Consider the following 26,530-nt stretch of genomic DNA (forward strand, 5'->3'; position numbering starts at 1 on the left):
TGATAGACCGTCCCGGTCTCAGGGTATGGTCTCAACAACATCGCGCGCTGGCGCTTTTAATGGAACCGATGCTCAGCAATGAAAATCATCATTCTCGGCGCCGGCCAGGTCGGCGGCACACTGGCTGAACACCTCGCCCGCGAGGAGAACGACATTACGGTTGTGGACACCGACGCCAAAAAACTGCGCGACCTGCACACCAAGCTCGATATCCGCACCGTCACCGGGGCGGGCTCCTACCCCATTGTGCTGCGCCAGGCAGGCTGCGAAGACGCCGATATGTTGATCGCCGTCACCAACAGCGACGAGATCAATATGATCGCCTGCCAGGTCGCCCATACGCTGTTTCGCACCCCGACCAAAATTGCCCGGGTACGCGCCACGGCGTACTTAACCCGCAAAGGCCTGTTCGCCCATGAAGCGATCCCCATTGATGTGCTGATCAGCCCCGAGCAGGTGGTCACCGACCATGTGCGCCGCCTGATCGAGCACCCCGGTGCCCTGCAGGTACTTGAGTTTGCCGGTGGCCTGGTACAGCTGGTCGCGGTGAAAGCGTTCTACGGTGGCCCGCTGGTGGGTCAGGATTTGGCTTTTCTGCGCCGCCATATGCCCAACGTGGACACCCGCGTGGCGGCGATCTATCGCCGCAACCGACCGATTATTCCCCGTGGTGATACGGTCATCGAGGCTGACGACGAGGTGTTCTTCCTCGCTGCCCGCCGGGATATTCGCGCGGTGATGAGCGAGCTGCGCCGGGTCGAGCGGGATTTTCGCCGGGTGGTGATCGCCGGGGGTGGCAATATCGGTGAGCGGCTGGCGGAGCATTTGGAGCACAGCCATCAGGTCAAGATCATCGAGCACAGCCTGGAGCGCTGCACCACGCTATCGGAGCGGCTGGATCGCACCGTGGTGCTCCACGGCAGTGCCACCAGCAAGCGCTTGCTGGAAGAGGAGAATATCGAAGAGTGCGATATCTTCTGCGCGCTGACCAACGACGACGAGGTCAATATCATGTCGTCGCTGCTCGCCAAGCGCTTGGGCGCCAAGAAGGTGCTGACGCTGATTAACAACGCCGCCTATGTAGATTTAGTGCAGGGCGGCGAAATCGATATCGCTATTTCCCCCCAGCAGGCGACCATCGGCAGCCTGCTGACCCACGTGCGCCGGGGCGATATTGTCAACGTTCACTCGCTGCGCCGGGGCGCCGCCGAGGCCATTGAAGCCATCGCCCACGGCGATAAGCAGTCGTCTAAGGTGGTCGGCCGCACGATCCGCGAGATTGACCTGCCCGACGGCACCACCATCGGTGCGATTGTGCGCGGCAAGGAAGTCATCATCGCCCACGGCGAGGTGATGGTGGAGAGCGGCGACCACGTGATTCTATTCGTGATCGACAAGCGCCGCATTCGCGATGTGGAGCGCCTGTTCCAAGTCGGTTTAACGTTCTTTTGATAACCTTCGAATCCTTGCCATTGGCTGCTAAAAACAGGAGCATGCGACAACCATGAGTCTGCGGGTTATTTTGCGCATTTTGGGGCTGCTGCTGATGCTCTTCAGCCTTACCATGCTCCCCCCAACGCTAATCTCACTCTGGTTTCGCGACGGCGTGTGGAGTGCCTTTATTAGCGGCATTGCGATTTCGGTGGTGACGGGATTACTGCTTTACTTGCCCAATCGGCACTCGCAAAAAGAGCTGCGTATCCGCGACGGCTTTATTATCGCCGCGATGTTCTGGACGGTGCTGGCGCTGTTTGGTTCGCTGCCGCTGATGCTATTTGGCGAAGGTTCGTTAGGCATTACCGATGCGGTATTCGAGTCGTTCTCCGGGTTGACCACTACCGGCGCCACGGTGATTACCGGCATCGATTTTTTACCCGAATCAATTCTTTACTACCGCCAGCAGCTCCAGTGGCTGGGCGGCATGGGTATTGTTGTTTTGGCCGTTGCCATTTTGCCCACCCTAGGCGTGGGTGGTATGGCGCTCTATCGCACCGAGATCCCTGGGCCACTAAAAGACTCCAAGCTCACACCTCGCATTACCGAAACCGCTAAAGCGCTGTGGTACATCTATGCGACGCTCACCCTCGCCTGCATGATCGCCTATATGCTAGCGGGCATGAGCTGGTTCGATGCCTTAAGCCATAGCTTTTCGACTGTCGCTATCGGTGGTTTCTCCACTTACGACGCCAGCATCGGCTATTTCGATAGCGCCACCATCGAGATGGTATGCGTAGGCTTTATGTTGATTTCAGCGTTCAGCTTTAGCCTGCACTTTATCGCCTGGCGTGAAAAAAGCCTGATGCACTACTTTCACGACCCCGAAGCGCGCTTTTTAATGCTATTTCTGCTCGCCCTGGCCGTGATCACCGTGCTCTCCCTGTGGTTAACCGACACCTACGACACGCTGCGCGGTCTACGGCATGGGGTCTTCCAAGTCGTTTCGGTGGCCACGACCGCGGGTTTTAGTGTCGCCGACTTCTCCATGTGGCCCGGCGCGCTGCCCTTTCTGCTGTTTGTAGCAGCCTTCGTTGGCGGCTGCTCTGGCTCTACCGCTGGCGGTATGAAGGTGATACGGATTATTTTGATCATCAAACAGGGCATGCGCGAAATCATGCGGCTGATCCACCCCAATGCGGTGATTGCAGTCAAAGTCGGCAAGGTCAGCGTTCCCGACAGCATTGCCCAGGCGGTATGGGGGTTCTTTTCGGTTTATGTGATGCTGTTCTTATTAATGCTGGTGGGCGTCATGGCCACCGGGGTTGATCAGGTAACCGCTTGGTCGACCGTGGGATCTGCGCTCAACAACCTTGGCCCTGCGCTAGGAGAAGCCAGCACTAACTATGGCGACATGCCCAGCTTGGCGAAATGGATACTGGTGATAGCCATGCTGCTTGGTCGCCTGGAAATTTTTACGGTACTGGTGCTGTTTACCCCCGCTTTCTGGCGGCGTTAAGCACGTCACATCTGCCTCCTTATAGACCGATTTGAGAGCTGTTAATGAACCACGAAGCTACATCTCACGAAGAAATCCCGGCTTCTCTGCCGACCACCAGTGGGCCGTTAAAAACGTTCACTGTTGGCGAAACCCGCTACACCCTGCTGGGCACGGCTCATGTGTCGGCGGAAAGCGCTGACGATGTGCGTGCGCTGTTGGCTAGCGAAGCTTTTGATGCGGTGGCGATTGAGCTCTGCGACGCTCGCCACCACAGCATGTCCAACCCGGATGCCATGGGCGAGCAGGATCTTTTTCAAGTATTCAGAGAAGGCAAGGCAGGCATGGTTGCCGCAAGCCTGGCGCTGGGTGCCTTTCAGCAGCGGATTGCCGACCAGTCTGGCATCCAGCCGGGGGCCGAAATGCGCGCCGCCGTTGAAGAAGCCAGCCGATTAGAACTACCGCTGATGCTGGTCGACCGCGATGTGGGTATAACGCTAAAACGCATTTACAGCAATGTCCCCTGGTGGCAGCGTTTCTCACTGTTTTCAGGCCTTATCGGCAGCGTGCTCTCCCGCCAGGATGTCTCTAAAGAAGATATCGAAAAACTCAAAGAAGGCGATATGCTGGAAGCCACCTTCAGCGAGTTTGCCGCCGAATCCGAAGCGCTGTACACCCCGCTGATTCGCGAGCGCGACCGCTACATGGCGCTACGCTTGGCAGAAGAGGCGCCGCCAGGACGTTACAAGCACGTGCTAGTAGTCATCGGCGCAGGCCACCTTAAAGGCACCGGTGAGCACCTTGAAACCCCTCTGCCCGCCGAACCAAAGGTAGAGCGCGAATTGCTTGAGGCCACCCCGCCGCCATCCAAGCTTTGGAAAGCGCTGCCGTGGCTGATTACCGCCTTGGTGCTTACCGGCTTTGCGATTGGTTTTTCACGCAATACAGACCTTGGCTGGCAACTGGTGCTTGAGTGGTTCTTGATTAACGGCATTCTCTCGGGTGGTGCAACGATTATCGCCATGGCTCATCCGGTGACCGTGATCGCCACCTTCTTTGCCGCCCCGCTGACCTCGCTGAACCCCACCATCGGCGCAGGCTTTGTGGCCGCTGGGGTTGAGCTCTATATGCGCAAACCCAAAGTGCGCGATTTTTCATCGCTACGCCACGATGTCACGCAGTTGAAAGGCTGGTGGCAAAATCGCGTATCGCGCACTCTGCTGGTGTTTATTCTCGCCACGCTAGGCTCCGCGGTGGGTACCTGGGTGGCCGGGTTCAGAATTGCCGGCGCTCTGTTTGGCGGCTAGGCGCCGCATCGCTGCAGTAGGCGGGTCGATTTTATGATGCAATCGGCTCGCCGCGTAACTATCGTTAAACACCTCAAAGTAGTCATCCAGCACGTCCGCAGCAACCGTATCCCCGCCCTGGCGCAGCAGCTCGATAGCCACTTCCGCAGTACAAAGGTGTGCTTTTGACGCCGGTTTGCGCAGCCGGTAGCGCGTCTCGCGCTCGGTTCGCAATGGCAGCACAGGCAACGCATCCAGATAGGCGCTTTTACGGAACATACGCCGCGCCTGGCGCCAAGTGCCATCCAGAATGATAAACACCGGAATGCGCGCCTGCTCTTTCGCCGAGTGAACCGCTTCGATACCCACCACCCGATCCGCGTAATCGGGCTGATCATCCGGAAAGATCACAAAGGGCGCGTAACGCGGGTCTTTCAACAACGCTGCCAACTGTGCATCCGGCGCCGTGCGGTACCAAGTAAACACCTGGGTCGTCGTGATCACATCGCGAATCAAGCGCCCGGTATTGGTCGGCTTAAAGTGCTCTATCGGGTGGGTCAACAACCACACGTGGGCATAACTCTCTGCCTTCACCTGATAGGGGCACAGACAGTTCAGCACGGGTAACTGACAGTTATCGCAGCGCGTTACAAAACTGCCCCGCGCTTTAAACTCGCGCCGCGGCGGACGCGGATGTTCGGTGGCTGAATCATGATTAACTAAGCCATCTAAAACAGAGCTATCAAAATCAGACATCCGCGCTCCAGAATGTGGAAAAAGGGCGCCGAGTATAAATGAGCACGCCGTCTTTTGACGAATGTTTCCACCACCACCGTAAACCTAAAAAACCACCAACGTTGACACCCAAAGCGCAACGCCGCTAAAGTCTCGTCAACTATTAAAGTTAAAAAGGTTTACACCATGACCGTGCATCACGAACAGCTTCTTCATGAACATTTCCTTCATGAACAACGCCACGACTGGACGCTGGACGAGATCAACGCGCTTTTTGCGCTGCCGTTCAATGATCTGCTGTTTCAAGCGCAGCAGGTTCACCGTGCCCACTTTGATGCTAACGCGGTGCAGGTCTCTACCCTGCTGTCGATCAAGACCGGCGCCTGCCCGGAAGACTGCAAATACTGTCCGCAGTCCGGCCACTACAACACCCAGCTAGAGAAAGAGAAGCTGCTGGAAATTGAAAAAGTGGTCGAACAAGCCAAGGCAGCGAAAGAGGCAGGCGCCAGCCGTTTTTGCATGGGCGCGGCGTGGCGCAGCCCGCGGGATAAGGATTTACTGCTGGTCGAAGAGATGGTTCGTCAAGTGAAAGCGGTAGGTCTGGAAACCTGTATGACGCTGGGGATGGTCGACGGCGAACAGGCCAGCCGACTGGCCACGGCGGGGCTCGATTACTACAACCACAACCTGGATACCTCGCCGGAGTTCTACGGTGAAATCATCACCACCCGCACCTACAGCGACCGGCTTGAAACCCTCTCCAACGTGCGCGATGCGGGTATGAAAGTGTGCTCCGGCGGCATTCTGGGCATGGGCGAAGATGCCAAAGATCGTAGCGCGCTGCTGCAACAGCTGGCTAAGCTCACCCCGCACCCTGAATCCGTACCCATCAATATGCTGGTGAAAGTGCCCGGCACGCCGCTGGAAAATGTCGAAGATCTAGATCCCATTGAGTTTATCCGCGCTATTGCGGTCACCCGCATCATGATGCCACAAAGCCACGTGCGGCTCTCCGCTGGCCGTGAGCAAATGAACGAATCGACCCAGGCGCTGGCGTTTTTGGCCGGCGCTAATTCGATCTTCTACGGCGACAAACTGCTGACCACTGGCAATCCTCAGGTGGATCGCGACCGAGCTCTATTTGCCAAGCTGGGCCTGCACCCTGAAAAGCGCGAAACCTGCGAAAGCGAAGCTACCCAAGCGGCCCGCCTTGCCCAACAGGCACAGCAGCAGGTGCACGCCGAACGGGTTGCGGAGCTGGCGGTAGACGCCAGTGTCTAAAGCGTGGCAACAGCGTCTGGCCGACGCCCGCGCTGATCGCCAGCAGGCAAATCGTTGGCGAACTCGGCAGGGCGTGGAAAATAGCACTTTGGGCTTTGCCGGTAACGACTACCTGGGTCTTGCCCAAGACCCTCGCGTTTGTGAAGCCCAGGCAGCGGGCGCTCGCCGTTACGGCGCAGGTGCAGGCGCTTCGCATTTGGTCAGCGGTCATCTGACAGTTCACGACGCCCTGGAAGAAGGCTTAGCGCGCTGGACAGGCCGCGAACGTGCATTGTTGTTTTCTACCGGCTATATGGCCAATCTCGGCGTGCTGCAAGCGCTGGCAGATCGCCATACTGCTATTTTCCAAGATCGCCTCAACCACGCGTCGCTAATTGATGGTGCTGCGTTGAGCGATGCCCGCTCGCGGCGTTTCCATCACCGCGATGCCATTGATCTGGAAAGCCTGCTGGCGCGAAGTGAGTGCACTCATAAGCTCGTGGTTAGCGATGGCGTTTTCAGTATGGATGGCGATATCGCCGACATTGCCACGCTTGTCGAAGCCAGTCAGCAGCACAACGCCTGGCTAATGATCGACGACGCCCACGGGGTGGGCGTGCTTGGCGACAATGGCAGCGGCTGCGTGGCCAGCACCTGGAGCAGCACCGAAGTGCCGATTTTAGTCGGAACCCTGGGCAAAGCATTAGGTACCGCCGGGGCTTTTGTAGCCGGAGATGCCGAGCTAATCGAGCACTTGATTCAGTTTTCACGCAGCTATATCTATACCACCGCCCAGCCACCGGCGATTGCCGCCGCTACTTTAAAAGCGCTGGAGATCGTTCAGAGTGAACCGGAACTCCGCGCCCAGCTCAACGCCAATATTGCTTACTTTCGCCGCGAAGCGCTTCTCTTGGGGCTCCCGCTCAGCGATTCGGTCACCCCCATTCAGCCACTGATTTTGGGTGATGAAGTACGCACCCTACGCTGGGCAGCACAACTGCAGCAGCGGGGCATACACGTAGGCGCGATTCGTCCACCTACGGTACCCAGCGGTGAAGCACGCTTGCGTATTACGCTCAATGCGGGTCATACCCGTGACCATATCGATCAGTTATTAGCAGCGCTAACTACATGTCAGCGTGAGGAGGCCATGTGCCTTACCCACGCCTAGTGCTGCTCTCAGGCTGGGGCATTGACTGCCGTATTTGGCAGTCACTTGAAGCCTACTGGCCGCATGAAACTGAAGCTTTGCCTCTCGATTGGCCGGGTTATAGTGGCGGTGACCGCGATACTCCCGCGCTACCCGCTAATGCAACCATGGCGCAGTTAGCGGAGTCGATGGCCACTGTATTGTCCCACGATACAGTGTGGGTAGGCTGGTCCATGGGCGGCCTACTGGCGACCGCCCTGCTCGACTACCTCCCCGCCCCGAAGGGGCTTATATTATTAGGCGCAGGCGCCACTTTCTGCGCCGATGATGGCGTTACCACCGCCGAGCTAAAGGCTTTTCAGCGCGCTTTTAAGCGCGACCCCACCGCAGCATGGCAACACTTTTTGTGCTGGCAGGCACAAGGGGAGCCCAGCCCCCGGCAGGCTTACCGGCAACTGCAGGAGTTGCTGGGCGATACACCGCCCGCCGACAGCACCACCTTGGCTACCGGTCTGCAATGGTTGGCGTCGATTGATAATCGCCCGCGCTTAGCGGCTGCCCCTTGCCCGGTTGTACGTCTTGTCGGCGACCATGATCCACTCATCAGCCCCGCCCAGCGCCGCATTAGCGAGACCTTAAGTGGTGTCGGCCACTGCCCGATGCTCTCGCAGCCCCAGCCTCTCGCAGCGTCGATTATCCGTCATGCCACCCAGATGGCTAACGTCAGCACGGCGGTTTTATGAGCGATCTAACGCTGAACAGCGAGGTTAACTGGCAAGCACGGGTCGCCCACGCCTTCTCCCGGGCTGCCCCCCGCTATGATGTGCTCGCCACGGCACAACGCCAAATAGGCGAGATGCTGTGGGGGTCATTACCTTCCCGCGCATTTAACGTGCTGGATATGGGTTGCGGCACCGGCTTCTGGACGCAACGGTTGGCCGAACTTTACCCGAATGCTCGTATAACGGGGTTAGATTTAGCCCCCGGCATGCTGGAACAGGCCCGCCAGCGTTATGGTGAAAGTATCCACTGGCAACCGGGTGACGCTGCGACACTGCCGTTTGGTAAGCATGCCATTGATCTAGTGTTTTCCAACTTGGCGGTCCAGTGGTGCCGCGATATTGGCGCGGTGATGGAGGAGCTTTACCGGGTGCTCACGCCCGGCGGGCAGGCGCATATCACAACGCTGCTACCCGGCACCCTGGAGGAGATCGCCTGTGCCTGGCAGCGCCCCGAGGCGCTGCTGCAAACGCCTGATCGCGCCAGAGTCGAGAGGGCCATCGGTGAAAGCGGCTTAACCATCATCCGCCAGGCGGCCACCGTTGAGCGCTTTTATTACCCTGACTTGAAGGCGGTGATGGCATCTATTAAAGGCGTTGGCGCCCAGATTGCCCGGCCACAAGCCAGCCTTAGCCGAAATGACATCGCCGCCGCACAAGCGCGCTTTGAACAACTCCGCCGGCCGGAAGGGCTACCCGTGAGTTACCACTGCTTAACGCTGCACTTGGAAAAATCGCTATGAATGTCTGGTTTGTGACTGGCACCGATACCGATGCGGGTAAAACCCTGGTGACCAGCGGATTGCTATATGCCGCCCGCCAACAGCAGTTGAGCACGCTGGGCTTAAAACCCATCGCCTCAGGCAGCCAAACGACGCCTGAAGGCCTGCAAAACAGCGATGCCCTCGCCCTTCAGCATCAAAGCGTGCCGCCGGTCGACTACGCCACGGTGAATCCTATCGCCTTTGCCCCCGCCATTGCGCCTCATCTCGCCGCGCTAGAGGCAGGCAAGCCACTCGAGGTTAGCGCTATTACTAACTTGCTGCGCGAAACGCTTAGCCAATTGCCCAGAGACGTGAGCCTGATTGAAGGCGCCGGTGGCTGGCGCGTACCGTTAAACGCACAGGAAGATTTCGCCGACCTGGCGATGGCGCTTGAGCTGCCGGTGATTCTGGTGGTCGGCCTAAAGCTGGGCTGCTTGAATCATGCTCGCTTAACAGCGGAAGCCATTCGCGCCGACGGCTTGGTAGTGGCAGGGTGGGCAGGCAGCGTGGTTGACCCCGCCTTTGCGGCTGACACAGCCCGCTTTAGGGCCAATATTGCTCATCTAAACGCCAAACTCGCGGCCCCCTGTTTAGGCATTATTCCCCATCTTGATGCCCCCGACGCCGCGACTGCCGCCCCCTATCTCTCCCTGGAGCCGTTATGAAAACGCCCGTTTGGCACCCCTATGCCCACCTAAAAACCCAGACACCCGCGCCCAAGGTGGTTGGCGGTGATGGCGCTCACTTCGTGCTTGAGAGCGGCGAGCGCCTGCTGGATGCCACCTGCTCCTGGTGGTGCATGATTCACGGCTATGGGCACCCACGCCTTGTAGCGGCCATTCGCGAGCAGGCTGGCGAGCTGTGCCATGTGATGCTTGGCGGCTTGACACATGAGCCCGCCAATCAATTAGCTCGTGAGCTGGTGCGCATTACCCCAGACGGGCTGAATCATGTTTTCTACTCGGACAGCGGCTCGGTGGGCATGGAAGTGGCGATGAAAATGGCCCTCCAATACCAGATACTCACTGGCCACCCCGGCAAGCAAAAGATGCTCTCGCTGATGAAGGCGTACCACGGTGACACCACCGGCTGTATGGCGGTGTGCGACCCAGAAGAAGGCATGCACAGTCTGTTCGCCAGCCTACTGCCCCAGCACCATTTCGCCCCGGCGCCCACGGCCCCTTTTGACGCCACCGTGGAACAGGTCGAACACGACCTTAGCGCCCTACGTAGCGTACTTGAGCGCCACCATGAGGAGATCGCCGCCCTACTAATGGAGCCGCTTTTACAAGCTGCTGGCGGGCTTAATATGACCTCGCCGGACTATGTCACTGGCGCCAGGGAACTGTGCGATGAGTTTGGGGTGCTGTTGATTTTTGACGAAGTCGCCACCGGCTTTGGCCGCACCGGTAAACTGTTTGCCGCCGACCATGCGGGCGTCACGCCGGATATTATGGTGCTCTCCAAAGGTTTGACCGGCGGTTATTTGGGCCACGCTGCAACCATAGCCACAGATCGCGTCCACGACGCCTTTATCGGCGACACTCCCCTGCACGCCTTTATGCACGGGCCTACCTTTATGGGCAACCCGCTGGCCTGCCGCGTGGCGCTGGAAAGCCTGCGCGTCTTCGAGGAAGAGAATTACCTGGGCAAAATTGCCAAGATCAGCCAGCAGTTGCAGCGTGAGCTACTTGAAGACCAAGCGCTGAATGCACATCCGGCCGTGGCTGACGTTCGAGTCCTTGGCGCCACCGCCGTGATCGAAGCGCACTCCGCCGAGGCGCTAAAAGGCGTAGGCGACTTCGCCCGAGAGCGCGGCGTATGGCTGCGCCCCATTGACCGCTGGCTCTACACCATGCCCGCCTACATCACCTCGGAAGCGGAAATCACTCAGATTACCAGCGTGATGAAAGCATGGTTTCTTGTGTCGTAATGGCTCAGGAAAGCAGCAAATTACCCTGCTGCTTCCAACGATTCACTAGCGCCGGAACGTCTTCTCCGCCAGTGGCATTGATTGCCAGCACACACGGCGGGCCTCGTTCGCGGCGCGTATCACTGCAGTCCGTCCTGACCGTCGATCAGCACCAGTGTCTGTTCTGCCGTGACCCGCATCAGACATTGCGCGGTTGCAGGGCTACCGCCGGTGCCGCCACCCCATTTCGCCCGCTCGAAATCGCAGCGGGCATCGCGGTAGCCGATCCAGGCCCGTTGCATAGCCTTCAGCGTTGGCGCCTGTGCCGGTGTGTTCCAACTGTCATCCTCTGCCTCAGCGTCAGCTGAGGCGTACATCGCCATCAGGTCGCTGTAAGCGGTGTTTAACCTGTCGTCCCAAAACTGCCGTTCCCGATCTAGACACCCCCCCATAACGACGGTCGTGGAACCGCCCTCTGTGTCAGCCATGCAGGCATTAGCGGATTCACCAACGCAGGCCAGCCGAGCGTCACCCGATGCGTCAGCAAGGCAGGACTGCGTTGCCTCGTTCGAATAAGTCATATCCTGCGCGGCAACACCGCCCGTCCAAGCCATCACGATAACAATGCTACAGATTGCGCTCTTCACGTGCTTTTTTCCCTTTATATTTGCGTGCTCGGCGCCACCGCCCTGATTGAAGCGCCCTCGCAGAAGGCTGTGCCGAGCCGGTCTCGAATTTTTAAGACAACAGCAAATTACCCTGCTGCTTCCAGCGATTTACCAACGCCGGAACGCCTTCTCCAGCGGTGGTATTGATTGCCAGCACACCCGGCGGGCTGAGCATATCCGCCTCAGGGTCGACCAGCGCGCAGGGTGTGTCGTAGTCAATGTAAGAGAGCAGCGAAGCGGCAGGCATGACCGCCAGCGACGTGCCCACGACCAGCAGAAAATCAGCCTGGCTAACAAGTTCACAGGCATCTTCAAACAGCGGCACCGACTCTCCAAACCAGACCACATCGGGACGCAGCTGGCTGCCTTTATCGCAGACATTCCCCAGCTCAATCCCCCCTTTGGGCAGCGGGTAGCGCATACGCTCATCGATGGAAGAGCGTGCTTTTAAAATCTCACCGTGCAGGTGCAGCACGTGTCGGGAGCCTGCTCGCTCGTGCAGGTCATCGATATTCTGGGTAATGATACTGACGCTAAAGCCGCCTTGCTCCAGAGCAGCCAGCGCTTTATGGGCGGCGTTGGGCTTGGCACGACGGATCTGCTCGCGGCGCTGATTATAGAAATCCAACACCTGCTGCGGATTGCGCTGCCACGCCTGGGGGGTAGCCACATCCTCGACCGGGTGGTTTTCCCACAGGCCGTCGCTGGCGCGAAAGGTTTTAATCCCGCTCTCGGCGCTAATCCCCGAGCCGGTTAATACCACCAAATGCGGGCTTGCTGCCATGTTTACCTCGTCGTTTATGTTCCACTTTTTCTTAAGTCAAACACTAATATACTAGCTGCCCGATGCTGCCCGCAAAACGCTGCTTGTTACGGTAAGGATAAACATCGATGACGCGCCCATCGATGATGGCCTGCTGCAGTTCCAGCCAGTATTCCGGATCAAATAGCTCGGGGTGCTGCGCCATGAACATATCGCGCAGCGCCTTATTAGCGAACATGAAAGGGCCAAACTCCTCTGGAAAAATATCGTTAGGACCGATGGACAACGTATCCCCCCCCTGGAAGTCATTGCCCTGGGATTTGGGCATATGCCGAAAACGACACTCGGTGAGGTAGCAGACTTCATCGTAGTCGTAGAAAATCACCCTTCCATGGCGTGTCACGCCAAAATTTTTCAGCAGCATATCGCCGGGAAAAATATTCGCCGCAGCCATTTGCTTAATGGCATTGCCGTAATCCTTAAGCACCATCTCCTTCTCTTGGTCGCTGCACTGCTCCAGATAGATGTTCAGCGGTGTCATCATGCGCTCGGTATAGCAATGTTTGATAATCACCTTATCGCCTTTCAACACAACGGTTGAGGGCGCCACTTCCAGTAAGTGCTCCAGACACTCCGGCGCAAAATGATCCTGACGGACAATAAAATTGGAGAACTCTTGCGTATCGGCCATACGCCCTACTCGGTCATGGCGCTTTACTAGCCGATACTTTTCGCGCACCACGGCGTGGGTCACGTCTTTGGCCGGGTCGAATTTATCTTTAATGATCTTAAACACGGTTCGAAAACTGGGCAGCACAAACACCGCCATCACCATGCCACGCACGCCAGGGGCAATAATAAACTGATCCTCCCGCTTGGCGACCTGACGATTCAGCGCCCGGAAAAGTTCGGTTTTACCATGTTTGAAGAAGCCGATTGAGGCATAGAGCTCACCTTCTGGCTTATGCGGCATCAACTGCTGAAGATAATCGACAAACTCCCTGGGTACCGCCACCTCCACCTGAAAGTAAGCGCGGGTGAAGGAGAAGATAATCGACACCTCGTCAGTTTCGATCAATACCGTATCCAGGCTCAGGCTGGCATCGCCTCCTGCCTGCTCACCAAAACCCTCGCCGTGGAGTACCGGTAGCACCAGTGGCACCTGCTCACCGCCGCCGATAATCCGTCCCACCAGATAAGCCCCTTTATTGCGATAAAAGACGCTATTCAGCAGCTCGATTTCAGTATCATCGTCGTCCAACATCGCCGAGGGTAAGTGCTGCTGTAAGAAGGTGGCGCCGAGGTGGGTATCCTGGTCTATCTCCGCAAAGCGATTTTCGAAGGGAGCATCGATAAGCGCCCATTTGAGCGCAGCTTGCCAGTCGCCGTTAACCTGTTTGCGACGGCATAAGTCAATTCCCGAGCGGTGGGCGGCATCCTCCCGGGAGCTATACACAAACATCCAGTCGTTGCGAATATGGCGATGATGGAAAATCGCACAGAACAGCGAGTTAAAAAAGGTTTCAGCGAGTTCATAATCGAGTCGGAGGCTGATCAGCTCAGCGTAGTGGTTGCGCGCCTCTCGCCAGCACTCGCAGTGGGATACCACTTCGGGATCGAAAGTGCGCTTTAAGCGCCCCAGGGTAACGTCGATTTTCTCCTTATATAGATTGATCCGCTCCGCGGAGGCTTGCTGCGTTTCGCGCCACGCCGCGTCACGGAAACGACGGCTGGCATCGGCAGTAATCTCTTTAAAACGCGCACGGTACTCATCGAAGCCATGCAAAATCGTCGTCGCTAAGCGGTATGCAGGTGCGTGCTTCACGGGCCGTACTCCTGTGGATTTACGCTAGTAGCGTTGCCTAACGGTAAACTACATGCGAGACGACCTTGGTGGATACCCGTGCTCCGTTAACGAACAGATTCAATGCGGCTGACCTGCAAACGGAAAGGCCCTGCCGTTCGATCCGCAATTAAAAAGCCGAGCTGGTGAATCTCGCTGGGCGTGACTGCGGGGGCATCGTTGAGCAGCGTGCCACGCCGCACCGCCTCAAAGACGCTCCAGGGGAAGTGCAGCGTTTCCCAGCTATCCTGAGCAGGCGTAAATTTCACTCGGTACGCTGAGGCATTGCCAAGGGAGGTGCTTTTCAGGCGCAACTGATAGGTACGCCCATCGCCCCGCACTGTCAGCGCTATTCCCCAGGCATCCGCCAGGGTTGGTTCAAAACCGTTGGGCTCGCGGCGAACCGAGGCAAAGCCCCCGCCGTTTTCCAGTGACACCTCGCCATGAAAGCGCCCTTCGTTGTCAGTAACGCTAAATGTGCTCTGAGAAACACCGCCCATTACGCCATCGTCAACCGCGTACCAGCGCTGCTGCTCGTTTGGGTTATCAAATGTCAACGCCATGATTACTCCTTCTCATTAGCTAAAAAAGCCTCTTTGCCGCAGGGCAAAGAGGCTCGTTCAGCCTAGGTGATTAACCTTGCAAATTATAGCTTCGCCGTCGTGACCGCTGGTTCTGAATCCTGGCTATCCAGCTCTTCAGGTGATGCGACCACTAGCGCAAACTCCTCCTCGGCGGTTTTCGCAACGAGATGATTCTTGCTATAGAGGAAGAAGTAGGCTGCGCCAACAATGAACAGCACAATGGTGTAGTTAAAGGCACGTGGGTCGAAGGCGTATACCCCGGTGAGCGCGACCAGGGAAAGCACCAGCGCAATGCCTGATGTGACAACACCGCCAGGGGTTTTATACGGGCGAGGCAGATCAGGCTGCTGCACACGCAGCATAATGTGGCTCAGTGCCATCAGTGCGTAGGAAATGGTTGCTCCGACCACGGCCATCCCCAGCATTAAGTCGCCTTCACCGCTGAGTGAGACTAAAAAGCCAAATACGCCCGGTACGATCAACGCCAAATAAGGCACCTTACGCCCGCTAGTCAGCGATAAGCGCTTAGGCAAATAGCCCGCCCGTGAGAGCGCAAATACCAATCGGCTGTAGCCGTAAATAATCGAAAAGAACGAGGCAATTAGCCCAGCCAAGCCCAGCACGTTAACCAGCGTGGCCAGGGTCGGGTTGCCCGCCTCGTTCAACGCATCTACTAATGGCACGCCGCTTTGGCCAATCATTTCGGCACCCGCCGCACCGGCCAGCAGCACCACGACTAACAGTGCAGTGAAGAGCAGAAACAGCATCGCCGCGATAATGCCTTTGGGCATATCTCGGGCGGGGTCTTTAGCCTCTTCCGCCGCCAGCGGTACACCTTCCACTGCCAGGAACAGCCACATACCAAACGGCAGCGCCGCCCAAACGCCGTACCAGCCAAACGGCATAAAGGTGCTGGCGCCCGCCGCATCAGTGGGCGCAATATCAAACAGGTTGGCAGCATCGAAACTGCCTATCAGCGCGACAGCGGTCGCCAGAATGGCGAACACCGCTAGGCCACTAATCACCATCATGACCTTGAGCGCTTCCCCCACGCCTGCCAAATGAATGCCAATAAACACGGCGTAGAAAATCAGGTACACCAGCGGGCCGTCAATACCGATTAACGCCTCTACCGCGGCACCGATAAAGATCACAATCGCCGCTGGGGCCAAGGCGTACTCGATCAATACCGCCAACCCGGTTAAGTAACCACCGGCAGGCCCCATTGCCTGGCGGGCAAAGCTATAGCCACCGCCTGCTGCGGGAAGTGCCGCTGACATTTCCGCGAGCGACAGCACCAAAGCCAAGTACATCAGCGCCATCAAACAGGCGGCAATCGCAAAGCCACCCCAGCCCGCTTCAGCGATGCCAAAGTTCCACCCGGCGAAGTCACCGGAAATGACGTAGGAAACCCCAAGCCCTGCTAGCAGTATCCAGCCAGCGGTGCCTTTGCGTAGTTGGCGTTTTGCCAAATACGCCTGATCAATCGATGGTTGTGTCATCGTTTTGCCCTTTCAGTGTGGAACGAAATCGTCGTCAGCGGCGTGCTGTTGTTTACTAACGCTGTTCCATTTTGTTATGTGACTGTTGTTGTTTGATCGTTGTTATAGGTGTCGTTTTTGGGGCGAAGCTAATCCGCCACCAGGAAGTTACGCGTCGAGCCTGATGCTGATTCGCCTTCCAACACATTGTCTTCGCTGCGGTCTTTCAACTTAACGCCAGACAATTTGAGCTGGCGGGCCTCTTTTAAGAGTAGAAAAAAGCGTCTAGCGGCCTCCTCTATTTGCAAACCCGCCGGGCGCACGTTGGAAATGCAGTTGCGCCGGTCATCCTTAAGCCCCGGTTCCGGTGCCCAGGTCATATACAGCCCTAAGCTATCTGGCGAGCTTAGCCCTGGTCGTTCGCCGATCATCACCAGCACGGCGTCAGCATTGAGCAGCCCTCCAATCTCATCGCCAATGGCCACCCGCCCCTGCTCAACAATCGTTAACGGCGCTAGCTGCCAATCGGCGGCGTCACTGCTCAACATCTGATAAAGCGTGCTAAGAAAGGGCGCGCTGTTTTGCTGCACGGCCAGCGCGGAAAGCCCATCGACCACAACCACCGCAAGGTCATAGCGTTGCTGAGAAGTAGCCGCTTGCTGCAACTGCTCTCGGGTCTCGTCGTTAAGGCGACGGCCATAGTCGGGTCGTTGCAGATACATGGCGCGGTCTTGAGCGTGGCTGTGTAGGCGAAGCGGCGCCTCAGTCAAATTGAGGGCTTGGGTCAGCTCGTTGGAGAGCGTTTCCACATCCAGCGGACAGTGAACCGCATCCTGGGCTTGGGCATGGGCTAACTGAAACGCCAGCAGTTTGCTGGTCGGCAGGCTAACCCCAGCGCGCCCCAGACCAATGCGCGCATCGGTAAAGGCATTTAGCCGCTCCCAAGGGTTTTCCACTACGATGGGGGATGAGGGTTTATGTGCCATGGCGCGGCTCCTTGGGCAGATGGCGCAGGCTGTTGGCAAAGGCGGCCGGAAGCTGGTCATTGAGCCGGTGGGTGCTGACATCCTGGAAAATCTGCATCTCTTCGAGCCAGCGTTCAAATTCGGGCGCCGCTTTTAGCCCCAGCACCCGCCGCGCATAGAGCGCGTCGTGAAACGAAGTTGTCTGATAATTGAGCATGATGTCGTCAGAACCGGGAATGCCCATGATGAAATTGCAGCCTGCCACGCCGAGCAGCGTGAGCAGGTTATCCATATCATTTTGATCCGCCTCGGCGTGATTGGTGTAGCAGACATCGCAGCCCATGGGTACGCCTAACAGCTTGCCGCAGAAGTGGTCTTCAAGGCCCGCACGGGTGATTTCCTTGCCGTCGAACAGGTACTCGGGGCCGATAAAGCCCACCACGGTATTGACCAGCAGCGGCTTGAACTTCCGCGCTACCGCGTAAGCGCGGGCTTCGCAGGTTTGCTGGTCGAGCCCGTGGTGGGCATCGGCGGAGAGCGAGCTGCCCTGGCCGGTTTCGAAATACATCACGTTGCGGCCCACCGTACCGCGATTGAGCGACTGCGCCGCTGCTTCGGCTTCGGCGAGAGTACTCAAGTCAAAGCCAAAACTGCGGTTGGTGGCTTCGGTGCCGCCGATCGACTGGAAGACCAGATCCACCGGGGCGCCCTGCTCGATCGCCTCCAAGGTGTTCGTTATGTGGGTCAGCACGCAGGACTGGGTGGGGATTTGATACTTCTGGATCACTTCATCCATCAAGCGCATCAGCTTGACGCTCTGAGCGACGTTATCTGTCGCGGGGTTGATGCCAATGACTGCATCGCCGCTGCCATAGAGCAGGCCATCTAAAATACTGGCCGCAATACCGGTTACATCATCGGTGGGATGGTTGGGCTGAAGGCGTGTCGAGAGCCGCCCCGGCAGGCCAATCGTATTGCGAAAAGCGGTGGTGACCCGGCACTTTTTAGCCACCAGAATCAAATCCTGATTGCGCATCAGCTTGCTGACGGCGGCGGCCATTTCGGGGGTAATTCCCGCTTTTACTTCTGTTAATACGTCACTAGTTGCGTGATCGGATAAGAGCCAGTTACGAAAGTCGCCGACGGTGAGGTGACGTAGGGGAGCGAAGGCGTCGGCGTCATGATCATCGATAATCAGCCGGGTAATCTCATCCTCTTCGTAAGGAATCAACGCTTCATTCAAAAAAGTGGTAAGCGGAAGTTCGGCCAACACCATTTGAGCGACCACGCGCTCTTCAGCGCTCTCCGCCATTACCCCGGCCAAGCGATCGCCGGAACGAGGCGGTGTGGCTTTGGCCATCAACTCCGCCAGGCTTGCGAAGCGATAGCTGCGGCTTCCCACCGTGGTTTGATAGGTCTGCGCCATAGAGCGGTCCTTTTTGTCATGACTGCTTTACATCGCGCTGACTGCGCGTTGAGGTACGAAACTTGCTTGTTTCCACCATAGCGCTATCACTAGAGAGGGAGTATCGAGTTTTGGCAAACCCAAGAATATTTAATAAATTTAAATAAATACATAAAGTTAGGACGTTAATCCAGCAATATTGAATGCATATAACGCCCCAAGGAGAGCCCATGACCACGCTCGAAAGCGCATTTGCACCAAAAAGATGCGTTCAGGAAGCGTTCGATGCCGATGAGCACGCGCAAAACCTGACGCGCTGGCAGCAGGAGTACGACCAGCTCAGCCCTGGCAGCTTCTATGGTCGCCTGGATGAAGTGGCATTAGAGACGATGCAAGTGTTCAAGGAGCACACCGGTCAAGCGCTACGCCAGCAATGTCGGGTATGGCCAAACTCGCTATGGATCGGGATTCCCACGACACGACATGGCACGCGGATCAATGGCCAAGCGCTTAGCGAGGGCGACGTAATGTGCCGCCCCGGTGGGCAGGATTTTGAATTGGTGACGCCGGAAGGATTCGACATCTATGGGCTGGTGATTCAATTACCAACGTTAGCAGAGGCGGCTAAGCGGCAAGGGATGAGCTTGGATACAGGCTGGCACGTCATGCCCCGTCGACAAGCGGCTACCGAAACGCTCAAGGCCGTCGCGTTTCTTATCGAGCGCCTGCTGACTAGCCAAACGCTGGCGATTGCTAGCCATATACATCAAGACATTCTGCTGATGGCGCTACTGGAACTCCTGCAAGCCGAACAGCCTAGTGCAGAGCTGCCGCCCAGCTACGCGCATCGTAAAGAAGTGGTTGACCGGGTAAAGCGCTACGTGGACGAGCACATGGATGGCCCGGTGACCATGGATGAGCTTTGCCAGCTGACCCATGTTAGCCGGCGCACGCTGCAGTACAGCTTTACGGCCATTTTGGGCATTAGCCCGCTGCAGTATTTACGTTTAACGCGGCTCAATCGTGTCCGTCGGGCGCTGCGAGCCGCATCGCCCGAGCAGTCAGTAACGGAAATAGCCACTTACTGGGGCTTCTGGCATCTGGGCCAATTCGCCCACGACTATAAGCAGCAGTTTGGTGAGTGTCCGTCACATACGCTTAACCCAAAAGTAAGCTTAGCTAAAGGTCGGTAGATGCGTGGATTCACGCCCTGGCAGACCCAGTTCAAACCAACTGTGATGCGCCTTACTATCGACCCATAGGTGATAGTGCAATTGAGACATCATCACTGGATCATCTAGAAAATCCAGCCGCTCCAATCGACTCATCCCCGCTGGCCCCATCAATACGGCGCGAGAAACCCGCTCGGCTCGGCGCTGGCGTATGGGCTCGACATCGGTGTGCCGTGATGTGCCTAAAGCCGTCGCCAACGCATTAGGCACGGGCTCTACCACCACTCGGACAAAAGAGGGTGCCGACATCCCGGTGTTCATCTGGGCAAGCAAGCTCACCATGCGTCGCAGCACCCGTGGTGGCTGCGTTTCTTCAGGAATCCGGAAAAGCCGCTTTTGAAAGCAGAACCGCCCTAACGAGACACGGCTCGACAGTGCCGATACCGGGATAGACAGCATCAAAGCGACGACGATGGGCGAGAGCCACCAAAGAAAGGTAGGCTCCATAACGTAAACACCCGCTGCCCACACAGCTCCAATGAGAGTCTGTGTCCAATGAGCTCGGATGGCATCCCCCCATGTCGTATCGCTATTTTCCCGCGATGGTGAGCGCCATTGCACCGCCCACCCCATTACTGACGTGAGTACAAACCGGGTATGAAACAGCATTCTTACCGGCGCTAACAACATCGAGAATAGCGACTCGAGCACCATGCTCGTCAATACCTTGAGCGGCCCGCCATAGTGGCGGCTACCTTTTATCCATACCAGCAATACGCTTAGCAACTTGGGCAAGAACAGCAGTAATGCCGTCACGCCGAACAAGCCCACCGCTAAGGTGGGATTCCATTGCGGCCAAACAGGAAACAGCATCCCCGGCTCGGGAAAGTAGTCGGGCGTGCTAAAGCTATGCACGGCTAGAAGTGCGGTGGAAAGAATTAAAAAAAGGCACCATAGCGGCGCTGACAGATAAGACATTAAACCGGTCAGGAAGACGGCACGGTGTACCGGATGAATACCTTGTGAGAAAAACAGCCGGAAGTTCATCAAATTTCCGTGACACCAGCGCCTGTCGCGATTGAGCTCATCCAGCAAATTAGGCGGCATTTCCTCATAGCTGCCTTCCAGTTTATAGGCAATCCACACCCCCCAACCCGCACGTCGCATCAGCGCCGCCTCGACAAAGTCATGGGATAAAATCTCCCCCGACATGGAGCCTTTACCGGGCAGCGGCGCCAGTATGCAGTGCTGCATAAACGGGGCCAGACGAATGATCGCGTTATGGCCCCAGTAGTGCGACTCGCCCAGTTGCCAAAAATGGAGCCCGGCGGTAAATAGCGGCCCGTAAACCCGCGTCGCAAACTGCTGCATGCGGGCGTACAGATTTAGGCGCCCCGAAGCGCGTGGTGCTGTTTGGATAATGCCGACCCTGGAGTGCACCTCCATCATTTGCACCAGTCGGGTCAGGCATTTGCCGCTCATGACACTATCGGCATCCAGCACCACCATATAACGATAGAGCGCCCCCCAGCGGCGGCAAAAATCGTCAAGGTTACCGCTTTTGCGTTTGACACGGCGCTGCCGACGGCGATAGTAAACTTGGCCGAAAGCATTCAGGTCACGGCACAACACCAGCCAGGCGTAGGTTTCTTGAATGGCAATATCGGGATCGGACGTATCGCTTAGGATGAAGATGTCGAAATGCCGGTCATTGCCCGTGCTGCGCAGTGACTCCAGGGTGGCGCGCACGCCGGCGAATACCCTGGCAACGTCCTCATTACAGATCGGCACCAGCAGTGCTGTGCGCGCCTCATCATCAATCGACTCGTCGCCCACTTCGCTGTCAATGGCGTAGCGATCATGACTTCTTAATAGCTGGAAGAACCCCATCAAAGCGGTCCAAAACCCCGCGGATACCCAGGCGAATAGCAGCACAAATAAAGCCAGGATAGTGATCTCAAGCCACTGCAGGCCCTGGCCGGGGAGTACGGTACGCATCTGATTGGCAGCGATGATACTTTGACCGAAAATCAGCACCAGCAAAATCCAACGACGCCTTCTGGCGACCCACTTCCAGGACGCGGAGGGTGACTCTCTGCTGCGCTTTCGAAAATCACCGTTAGCCCAGCGCTTAAAACGTCGCCCAATATTGACGAAAGGATTGGTCGACCACTTCTGGGGCGCTAATGGCGTTCGTTTCATCGGCGGCGCCGTTCGCAGGCGCGTAATGTTGGAAGCATCCGTCGTTAGCACGTCAGGCGGCGCTAACGGCGGCTCTGCATAGGCAAGCGCCAAGCGTCGTCCCACTGATAAGGCCGCTGGATCATCACTATTTTTATTCTGCCAATCACCTTCGCCCTCGCTATCTCCACCCAACGCAGCATGTAGCGAAGCCATATCGTGTTTATCAAGGTCACCGACTAATAACGAGTAGCGCTCCTTACGATCCCGGGTCTCCAATGCCAATCGTTCTAAATACAGATCCGTTGGCGTTGCCTGGGAAGAGGACATTGTCTCAGCCATTAGCGGGCAGCCTGTAATACCAAGTCTCGGACATTTGCTTGCCCTCGAGTACTAGCTTGGCCCTGATATCCAAAGGCTGGTTGCCATTATCGCGCTTCACGTTAACAAACACACGCCAACCGTTGGTCGCTGGATTATGCACAACGCGACTATTGGCTAATTCGCCATTATCGCCAACGCTGGCCTCTACGCTCATATTGGCATCGCTGGGGATGCCGGAAAGCGAGGGCCCGATAAAATCGAGGACGAAAGCGAGCGTACCGTCAGGCTCACGCACCAGGTTATCGCGTATCACTTCTCCCCGTGAGCGACGTGTTTCTTCAACCCACGCAAGCTGAGGATCAAGGTGACGGCTTTCATCGGTTGTAAACGTAATACGGTAATCGAACGCCAGCGGTGTTTCAGGATCATGCGTTTCGTCAGCCAACCACATTGATACGATGTTGTCGTTGGTCTCGTTGTCGGTGGGAATCTGGATCAACTCAACGCTACCGGCCCCCCATTCGTTTTGTGGCTCAACCCAGGCGCTTGGGCGCAGATCATAACGTGCGGCAATATCCTGATAATCGCTAAAATTGTGACCTCGTTGCATCAGGCCATACCCGCGTAATTGAGGCGTTGCCTGTCGATTCATCATTAATCTGGCCGGATTGGCTAGCGGGCGCCATGTCCAGCCATTCTGTGCATCATTGATTAATAGGCCATTAGAATCATGGATTGCCGGGATATAGTGTTGTGTCGAAGAGGGCTGCTCTGGGCCGTAAAGGTACATACTGGTGAGTGGTGCTATCCCCAATTTCTCGACCGCCCGGCGCAAATATAGCCGCGACTGTACGTCTACTAAGGTGTCTTCTCCGGGGCGTAACACGAAGCGGTAGGCACCGGTAACGCTAGGCGAGTCAAGCAAGGCGAAAATCGTCAAGTACTGGCTTTCTGAGCTAGGTTCGATGATCCACATTTCGCTAAAGCGAGGGAACTCTTCGCCTGAAGGCAACCCTGTATCAACAGCCAGGCCGCGCCCTGAAAGGCCATAAACCTGCCCTCTGCCAACTGCGCGAAAATAGCTTGCCCCCAGAAAGACCATCATCTCCTCATTGCGATCACCTTCATTGAGCGCATGGTTGATCCTGACACCAGCAATACCAACGCCATCGCTATTCTTCACTTCGTCGGAGATGCCTAAATCACCGTACGTGAAGTCATCAGGGTTGTAAGCAAAGGCATGCACCTCGCCTTCCTGATCAATGCTGTTTAATTGGATGGCACTGTCATAATGCATCCCTTCATGGATAAAGCTCAGGGTGAAAGGTGCGCCTCTACCGCTCCACACGTCGCGATCTCGCTTGAACTGTATTTGCGCATATTCCGTAAAGCTGAGCTCTCGCAGCTCACTGGGCAACGACGTTTCCGGTGCGCGGTAGCCCTGTTGCGCGAGTTCCTCTGCTTTTTTAACGACATCATCAAAGCCAAACGCAAAAGCCTCAACAGGAAAGCTTCCAATCAGCAGCCCACCTAGAACGGCTAGAGAAAAAAAATCGTTCCGGCGTGAAAATTTACTCTGCGGGGTCGATCCACTCATTTAGCGTAATCCTCCTGTACAATCCTTTGACTGAATTCAAATACGCTTATTTGCCGAATCGACATACGTGATAGACCATTCGATCAGCTAATTGCGTCCTTCTGCTACTGCTCGCCATCGCAAAAACACACGCCATGCGCGCATGTAAAGATTAGATTACATTTTAGGTATAGCATGAGTCTAGACTACTTGGCACCCTGGCTGACCGAGCTTTTTGAAAGGACTGAGACAAAAAATTAGAACTTACTCAATATGTTGAGCAGTGAGGATGGTCGATCTATTAAGCTGGTGGACTACAGGCGTAAGTATTTCTGCTGACAACTGCTGTAAGCTCAGTAACCGTAGAGGCATGCAGAGACTTTCATGGTCTATCTGCCTAGGCTAAATGAGCCAACGTTGGGCAAACTGTGCGGCTGTCAATGGCCGATCAAAGTAGTAGCCCTGCCCCTGAGCACAGCCCATTGCAAGCAATGCTTTGATTTGTTTTTGGTTCTCAATACCTTCCGCAATGGTCTCAAGTCCCAGCGTATTCGCCATGGCAATAATCGTCGCCACAATGACACGGTCATTGTCGCTGGTAAGCATATCGCGGATAAAAGAAATATCGATTTTTATTTTATCGGCGGCAAAGCGTTTTAGGTAGGCAAGCGAGGAATACCCAGTGCCAAAATCATCAATGGAAAGCCCTAACCCTTTGCTCTTTAAAACCTCAGTCATGGCGATCGCCTTTTCAGGATTTTCCATGATGCCGCTTTCGGTAATTTCCAGACTCAGTTGTGACGCCTCAATGCCGAAATAGGCACAACAATGGAGCAAGTTGGCGGCCAAGTCGTCCTCTTCAAACTGCTGTGCGGCAATATTAATCGCCAACTGGCCAACCATAGGGTGCCCCTGCTCTCGCCACTCGGCCAGCTGACTGCAGGCTTCTTCAATCACCCAGTTGCCTAGCGCAACAATCATGCCGCGCTCTTCAGCAATAGGTATAAATTTACCCGGCGATACGTCGCCAAGCTCATCATCGTGCCACCTGCACAGCGCCTCAGCGCCAATCAACAAGCCGCTGCGCAAATCCACCTGGGGCTGAAAGTTCAGGCTCAGCTGTTTTTCTGCAATGGCAGACGCCAAGCGTTTGGCAATATGCAGCTGTTCGGCCACAACGCGCCCCATCCAGGACTCGAATACACATACGGAAAGCTTTTGACGTTTGGCTTGATACATAGCAATGTCAGCGTGTTTCAACAGCTCTAAGGGTGTTGCCGCATGCTTGGGATAAAGCGCTAGTCCGATTCCCACAGTGAGTTCGAAAGAGTGTTGCTCAACAATAAACGGCAGCGCGATGCTGTCATACAGCCGCTGAGCGGTGGCTATTGCGCTGTTTTCCTCGTCACCAGGGGACACCACCACAAACTCATCGCCGCCTAAACGTGCTAAATACTGCCCCTCAGTTAGCGACGCTGCAAAGCGTTTGGCAACGTCCTTAAGGACTAAATCACCTAGATCGTGGCCAGCAGTGTCGTTGATCTCTTTGAAATGATTAAGATCCAGTAGCAATAGCGCCAATTCAGTAGTCTGGGTATCGGCAACCACTCGCTCTAAGTGGCGCATAAAGGCAGCACGATTGGGCAATTGAGTGCCGGGATCACAAAAAGCGAGTTGGCGTATGCGGACTTCATCTTGTTGACGTTCAAGCTCTGAAGCTGCCCGTGCGGCAAATATCTGCAATACATTGCGCACAACATCGACATCGGCCAGCGGCTTTTTAAACATTACGCCAATAAGTCCCAACGGCTCACCATGGCTATTATCTAGCCGCCGCCCAACATAACCATTTACCCAGGAAAGCGCCCCGTTGCTTTCAGCGGGTAGCATAATGGCGGCACCTTCATAAACGATACACTCCTGTTCTAACATCACCTTGTGGCAGGGAACACCGGGGAGGTAGTAGGCAAAATTGCTTTGAACTTGACCATTTACATACAGCGTCAAGGTATGAGCGATATCGGAATCTTGCTCATCCAGCAGTGCAATAAACCCCACTTCGGCGGATAAAGCCTCAGCCATATGGGCGGTCAGTTGGTGCAGAAACGATTCGCCATTTTCAGCCGAAACAGCAGTCGCCACGCTGACAACAGCGTGTTGGAAGCGCTGTTGCTCATTAATGGTATTGATTAAGGCGGAGTTGTGTCGGCCAATGCGCTGCAGCGCCAATTGATTATGCAGCATATGCTCGCGCGCTTGGCCTTCCGCTAACTGACGCGCCAACTCGGCACCAGCCAACGCCGCAGCGATACGTAATACTTCATCGGTATACGGTGGCAGTCTCAAAGCCTGAATTCAACTAATAAGTGCAGCACCTGCGGTTTCTAGCGCTCCTGAGTATTCACCTAAGAACACCTGGGCTGGGGTTCGGTATCCCAGCCGCTTTCTTGGTCTATCGTTTAGCTTATTGACGACTCTTCGTAGCTCGGCATTGGTCACTTTGCGGAAGTCAGTACCTTTAGGAAAATACTGCCTAATCAGACCATTGGTGTTTTCATTAGTACCACGCTGGCATGAGCGGTACGGGTCGCAAAAATAGATCTTGGCCGAGACGGACTTGGCAACCTTCCGTAAGCGCTCCACTAACCCCATCTATGCAGGCTTCGCTTAGACCGGTAAGGTCTCTTTCCACTGCCAGGGCAGCAGCGTATGGAGCTCATCAGCGTCGAGGGTGGGCAGGGTCGCGAAGA

21 protein-coding genes and 1 pseudogene are annotated in these 26,530 nt (G+C 56.2%); 10 read left to right on the forward strand and 12 right to left on the reverse strand.

The window, feature by feature from the left end; all coding sequences use genetic code 11:
- The first annotated feature begins 78 nt into the window (after positions 1-78).
- From trkA to HZS80_RS18435, 3 genes are read left to right on the forward strand one after another with little or no spacing between them, the layout of a single operon-like run.
- Positions 79-1,452, forward strand: a complete 1,374-nt coding sequence (trkA, locus tag HZS80_RS18425; protein WP_179916893.1) for a Trk system potassium transporter TrkA — start codon at positions 79-81, stop codon at positions 1,450-1,452.
- 52 nt (positions 1,453-1,504) lie between these two features.
- A complete protein-coding gene (locus HZS80_RS18430) occupies positions 1,505-2,953 on the forward strand; it encodes a TrkH family potassium uptake protein (protein WP_179916894.1) in 1,449 nt (482 codons plus the stop codon).
- Positions 2,954-2,997: 44 nt separating this feature from the next.
- Positions 2,998-4,239 (forward strand): TraB/GumN family protein, encoded by a 1,242-nt coding sequence (locus tag HZS80_RS18435; RefSeq protein ID WP_179916895.1) that lies wholly within the window; start codon positions 2,998-3,000, stop codon positions 4,237-4,239.
- Here HZS80_RS18435 and HZS80_RS18440 read toward each other — a convergent pair.
- Positions 4,174-4,974: a tRNA-uridine aminocarboxypropyltransferase gene (locus HZS80_RS18440; protein WP_179916896.1), complete on the reverse strand. Its 801-nt coding sequence runs from the start codon at positions 4,972-4,974 to the stop codon at positions 4,174-4,176. The genes HZS80_RS18435 and HZS80_RS18440 overlap by 66 nt on opposite strands.
- Positions 4,975-5,139: 165 nt before the next feature.
- Here HZS80_RS18440 and bioB point away from each other — a divergent pair, with 165 nt between their 5' ends.
- From bioB to bioA, 6 genes are read left to right on the forward strand one after another with little or no spacing between them, the layout of a single operon-like run.
- The gene (gene bioB, locus HZS80_RS18445; protein WP_179916897.1) at positions 5,140-6,234 is read left to right on the forward strand and encodes a biotin synthase BioB; all 1,095 of its coding nucleotides are present in this window, start codon (positions 5,140-5,142) and stop codon (positions 6,232-6,234) included.
- The gene (bioF, locus tag HZS80_RS18450; RefSeq protein WP_179916898.1) at positions 6,227-7,384 is read left to right on the forward strand and encodes an 8-amino-7-oxononanoate synthase; all 1,158 of its coding nucleotides are present in this window, start codon (positions 6,227-6,229) and stop codon (positions 7,382-7,384) included. The genes bioB and bioF overlap by 8 nt, the downstream gene beginning before the upstream one ends.
- A complete protein-coding gene (locus HZS80_RS18455; RefSeq protein WP_179916899.1) occupies positions 7,366-8,106 on the forward strand; it encodes an alpha/beta fold hydrolase in 741 nt (246 codons plus the stop codon). The genes bioF and HZS80_RS18455 overlap by 19 nt, the downstream gene beginning before the upstream one ends.
- Complete coding sequence (locus tag HZS80_RS18460) at positions 8,103-8,885, forward strand: malonyl-ACP O-methyltransferase (RefSeq protein ID WP_179916900.1); 783 nt, start codon at positions 8,103-8,105, stop codon at positions 8,883-8,885. The genes HZS80_RS18455 and HZS80_RS18460 overlap by 4 nt, the downstream gene beginning before the upstream one ends.
- Entirely contained in the window at positions 8,882-9,571 is a 690-nt protein-coding gene (bioD, locus tag HZS80_RS18465; protein ID WP_179916901.1) for a dethiobiotin synthase, read from the forward strand. Before HZS80_RS18460 ends, bioD begins: the two co-directional genes overlap by 4 nt.
- Positions 9,568-10,839, forward strand: a complete 1,272-nt coding sequence (bioA, locus tag HZS80_RS18470) for an adenosylmethionine--8-amino-7-oxononanoate transaminase (RefSeq protein ID WP_179916902.1) — start codon at positions 9,568-9,570, stop codon at positions 10,837-10,839. The genes bioD and bioA overlap by 4 nt, the downstream gene beginning before the upstream one ends.
- 119 nt (positions 10,840-10,958) lie before the next feature.
- Here the strand turns inward: bioA and HZS80_RS23625 are convergent, their stop codons facing one another.
- The 7 genes from HZS80_RS23625 to HZS80_RS18505 all read right to left on the reverse strand — a co-directional run bounded on the left by HZS80_RS23625 (position 10,959) and on the right by HZS80_RS18505 (position 18,548).
- Entirely contained in the window at positions 10,959-11,465 is a 507-nt protein-coding gene (locus tag HZS80_RS23625; RefSeq protein WP_200897108.1) for a lysozyme inhibitor LprI family protein, read from the reverse strand.
- Between the two features lie 91 nt (positions 11,466-11,556).
- Positions 11,557-12,270 (reverse strand): SIR2 family NAD-dependent protein deacylase, encoded by a 714-nt coding sequence (locus HZS80_RS18480; RefSeq protein WP_035564641.1) that lies wholly within the window; start codon positions 12,268-12,270, stop codon positions 11,557-11,559.
- A 43-nt stretch (positions 12,271-12,313) separates the two neighbouring features.
- Positions 12,314-14,074, reverse strand: a complete 1,761-nt coding sequence (gene aceK / locus HZS80_RS18485) for a bifunctional isocitrate dehydrogenase kinase/phosphatase (RefSeq protein ID WP_179916903.1) — start codon at positions 14,072-14,074, stop codon at positions 12,314-12,316.
- A gap of 86 nt (positions 14,075-14,160) precedes the next feature.
- The gene (locus HZS80_RS18490) at positions 14,161-14,655 is read right to left on the reverse strand and encodes a CIA30 family protein (RefSeq protein WP_101147336.1); all 495 of its coding nucleotides are present in this window, start codon (positions 14,653-14,655) and stop codon (positions 14,161-14,163) included.
- 83 nt (positions 14,656-14,738) lie between these two features.
- Entirely contained in the window at positions 14,739-16,178 is a 1,440-nt protein-coding gene (eat, locus tag HZS80_RS18495; RefSeq protein ID WP_179916904.1) for an ethanolamine permease, read from the reverse strand.
- Between the two features lie 128 nt (positions 16,179-16,306).
- A complete protein-coding gene (gene eutC, locus HZS80_RS18500; protein ID WP_179916905.1) occupies positions 16,307-17,143 on the reverse strand; it encodes an ethanolamine ammonia-lyase subunit EutC in 837 nt (278 codons plus the stop codon).
- On the reverse strand, positions 17,133-18,548 hold the full coding sequence (locus HZS80_RS18505) for an ethanolamine ammonia-lyase subunit EutB (RefSeq protein WP_179916906.1): 1,416 nt from the start codon (positions 18,546-18,548) through the stop codon (positions 17,133-17,135). Before HZS80_RS18505 ends, eutC begins: the two co-directional genes overlap by 11 nt.
- 209 nt (positions 18,549-18,757) lie before the next feature.
- Here HZS80_RS18505 and HZS80_RS18510 point away from each other — a divergent pair, with 209 nt between their 5' ends.
- Entirely contained in the window at positions 18,758-19,720 is a 963-nt protein-coding gene (locus HZS80_RS18510; RefSeq protein WP_179916907.1) for a helix-turn-helix domain-containing protein, read from the forward strand.
- Here the strand turns inward: HZS80_RS18510 and mdoH are convergent.
- From mdoH to HZS80_RS18530, 4 genes and pseudogenes are all read right to left on the reverse strand, one after another.
- Positions 19,703-22,222: a glucans biosynthesis glucosyltransferase MdoH gene (gene mdoH / locus HZS80_RS18515; RefSeq protein WP_179916908.1), complete on the reverse strand. Its 2,520-nt coding sequence runs from the start codon at positions 22,220-22,222 to the stop codon at positions 19,703-19,705. The genes HZS80_RS18510 and mdoH overlap by 18 nt on opposite strands.
- The gene (locus tag HZS80_RS18520; RefSeq protein ID WP_179916909.1) at positions 22,215-23,801 is read right to left on the reverse strand and encodes a glucan biosynthesis protein G; all 1,587 of its coding nucleotides are present in this window, start codon (positions 23,799-23,801) and stop codon (positions 22,215-22,217) included. The genes mdoH and HZS80_RS18520 overlap by 8 nt, the downstream gene beginning before the upstream one ends.
- 381 nt (positions 23,802-24,182) lie before the next feature.
- Positions 24,183-26,126, reverse strand: coding sequence for a putative bifunctional diguanylate cyclase/phosphodiesterase (locus tag HZS80_RS18525; RefSeq protein WP_246362278.1), 1,944 nt, complete (start codon positions 26,124-26,126; stop codon positions 24,183-24,185).
- A 9-nt stretch (positions 26,127-26,135) separates the two neighbouring features.
- Positions 26,136-26,405 (reverse strand): annotated as a pseudogene (locus HZS80_RS18530) (IS30 family transposase); the annotation flags it as partial.
- Positions 26,406-26,530: the final 125 nt, after the last annotated feature.

The sequence above is a fragment of the Vreelandella glaciei genome, assembly GCF_013415125.1.
Taxonomy (GTDB): Bacteria; Pseudomonadota; Gammaproteobacteria; order Pseudomonadales; family Halomonadaceae; genus Vreelandella; species Vreelandella glaciei.

Coding starts and splice junctions, on each gene's coding strand:
- HZS80_RS18430 (WP_179916894.1), top strand. CDS start 1,505: ATGAGTCTGCGGGTTATTTTGCGCATTTTGGGGCTGCTGCTGATGCTC.
- HZS80_RS18460 (WP_179916900.1), top strand. CDS start 8,103: ATGAGCGATCTAACGCTGAACAGCGAGGTTAACTGGCAAGCACGGGTC.
- mdoH (WP_179916908.1), bottom strand. CDS start 22,222: ATGGCTGAGACAATGTCCTCTTCCCAGGCAACGCCAACGGATCTGTAT.
- bioA (WP_179916902.1), top strand. CDS start 9,568: ATGAAAACGCCCGTTTGGCACCCCTATGCCCACCTAAAAACCCAGACA.
- bioD (WP_179916901.1), top strand. CDS start 8,882: ATGAATGTCTGGTTTGTGACTGGCACCGATACCGATGCGGGTAAAACC.
- HZS80_RS18435 (WP_179916895.1), top strand. CDS start 2,998: ATGAACCACGAAGCTACATCTCACGAAGAAATCCCGGCTTCTCTGCCG.
- HZS80_RS18480 (WP_035564641.1), bottom strand. CDS start 12,270: ATGGCAGCAAGCCCGCATTTGGTGGTATTAACCGGCTCGGGGATTAGC.
- eutC (WP_179916905.1), bottom strand. CDS start 17,143: ATGGCACATAAACCCTCATCCCCCATCGTAGTGGAAAACCCTTGGGAG.
- HZS80_RS18505 (WP_179916906.1), bottom strand. CDS start 18,548: ATGGCGCAGACCTATCAAACCACGGTGGGAAGCCGCAGCTATCGCTTC.
- trkA (WP_179916893.1), top strand. CDS start 79: ATGAAAATCATCATTCTCGGCGCCGGCCAGGTCGGCGGCACACTGGCT.
- HZS80_RS18440 (WP_179916896.1), bottom strand. CDS start 4,974: ATGTCTGATTTTGATAGCTCTGTTTTAGATGGCTTAGTTAATCATGAT.
- HZS80_RS18490 (WP_101147336.1), bottom strand. CDS start 14,655: ATGGCGTTGACATTTGATAACCCAAACGAGCAGCAGCGCTGGTACGCG.
- bioB (WP_179916897.1), top strand. CDS start 5,140: ATGACCGTGCATCACGAACAGCTTCTTCATGAACATTTCCTTCATGAA.
- HZS80_RS18510 (WP_179916907.1), top strand. CDS start 18,758: ATGACCACGCTCGAAAGCGCATTTGCACCAAAAAGATGCGTTCAGGAA.
- HZS80_RS18520 (WP_179916909.1), bottom strand. CDS start 23,801: ATGAGTGGATCGACCCCGCAGAGTAAATTTTCACGCCGGAACGATTTT.
- eat (WP_179916904.1), bottom strand. CDS start 16,178: ATGACACAACCATCGATTGATCAGGCGTATTTGGCAAAACGCCAACTA.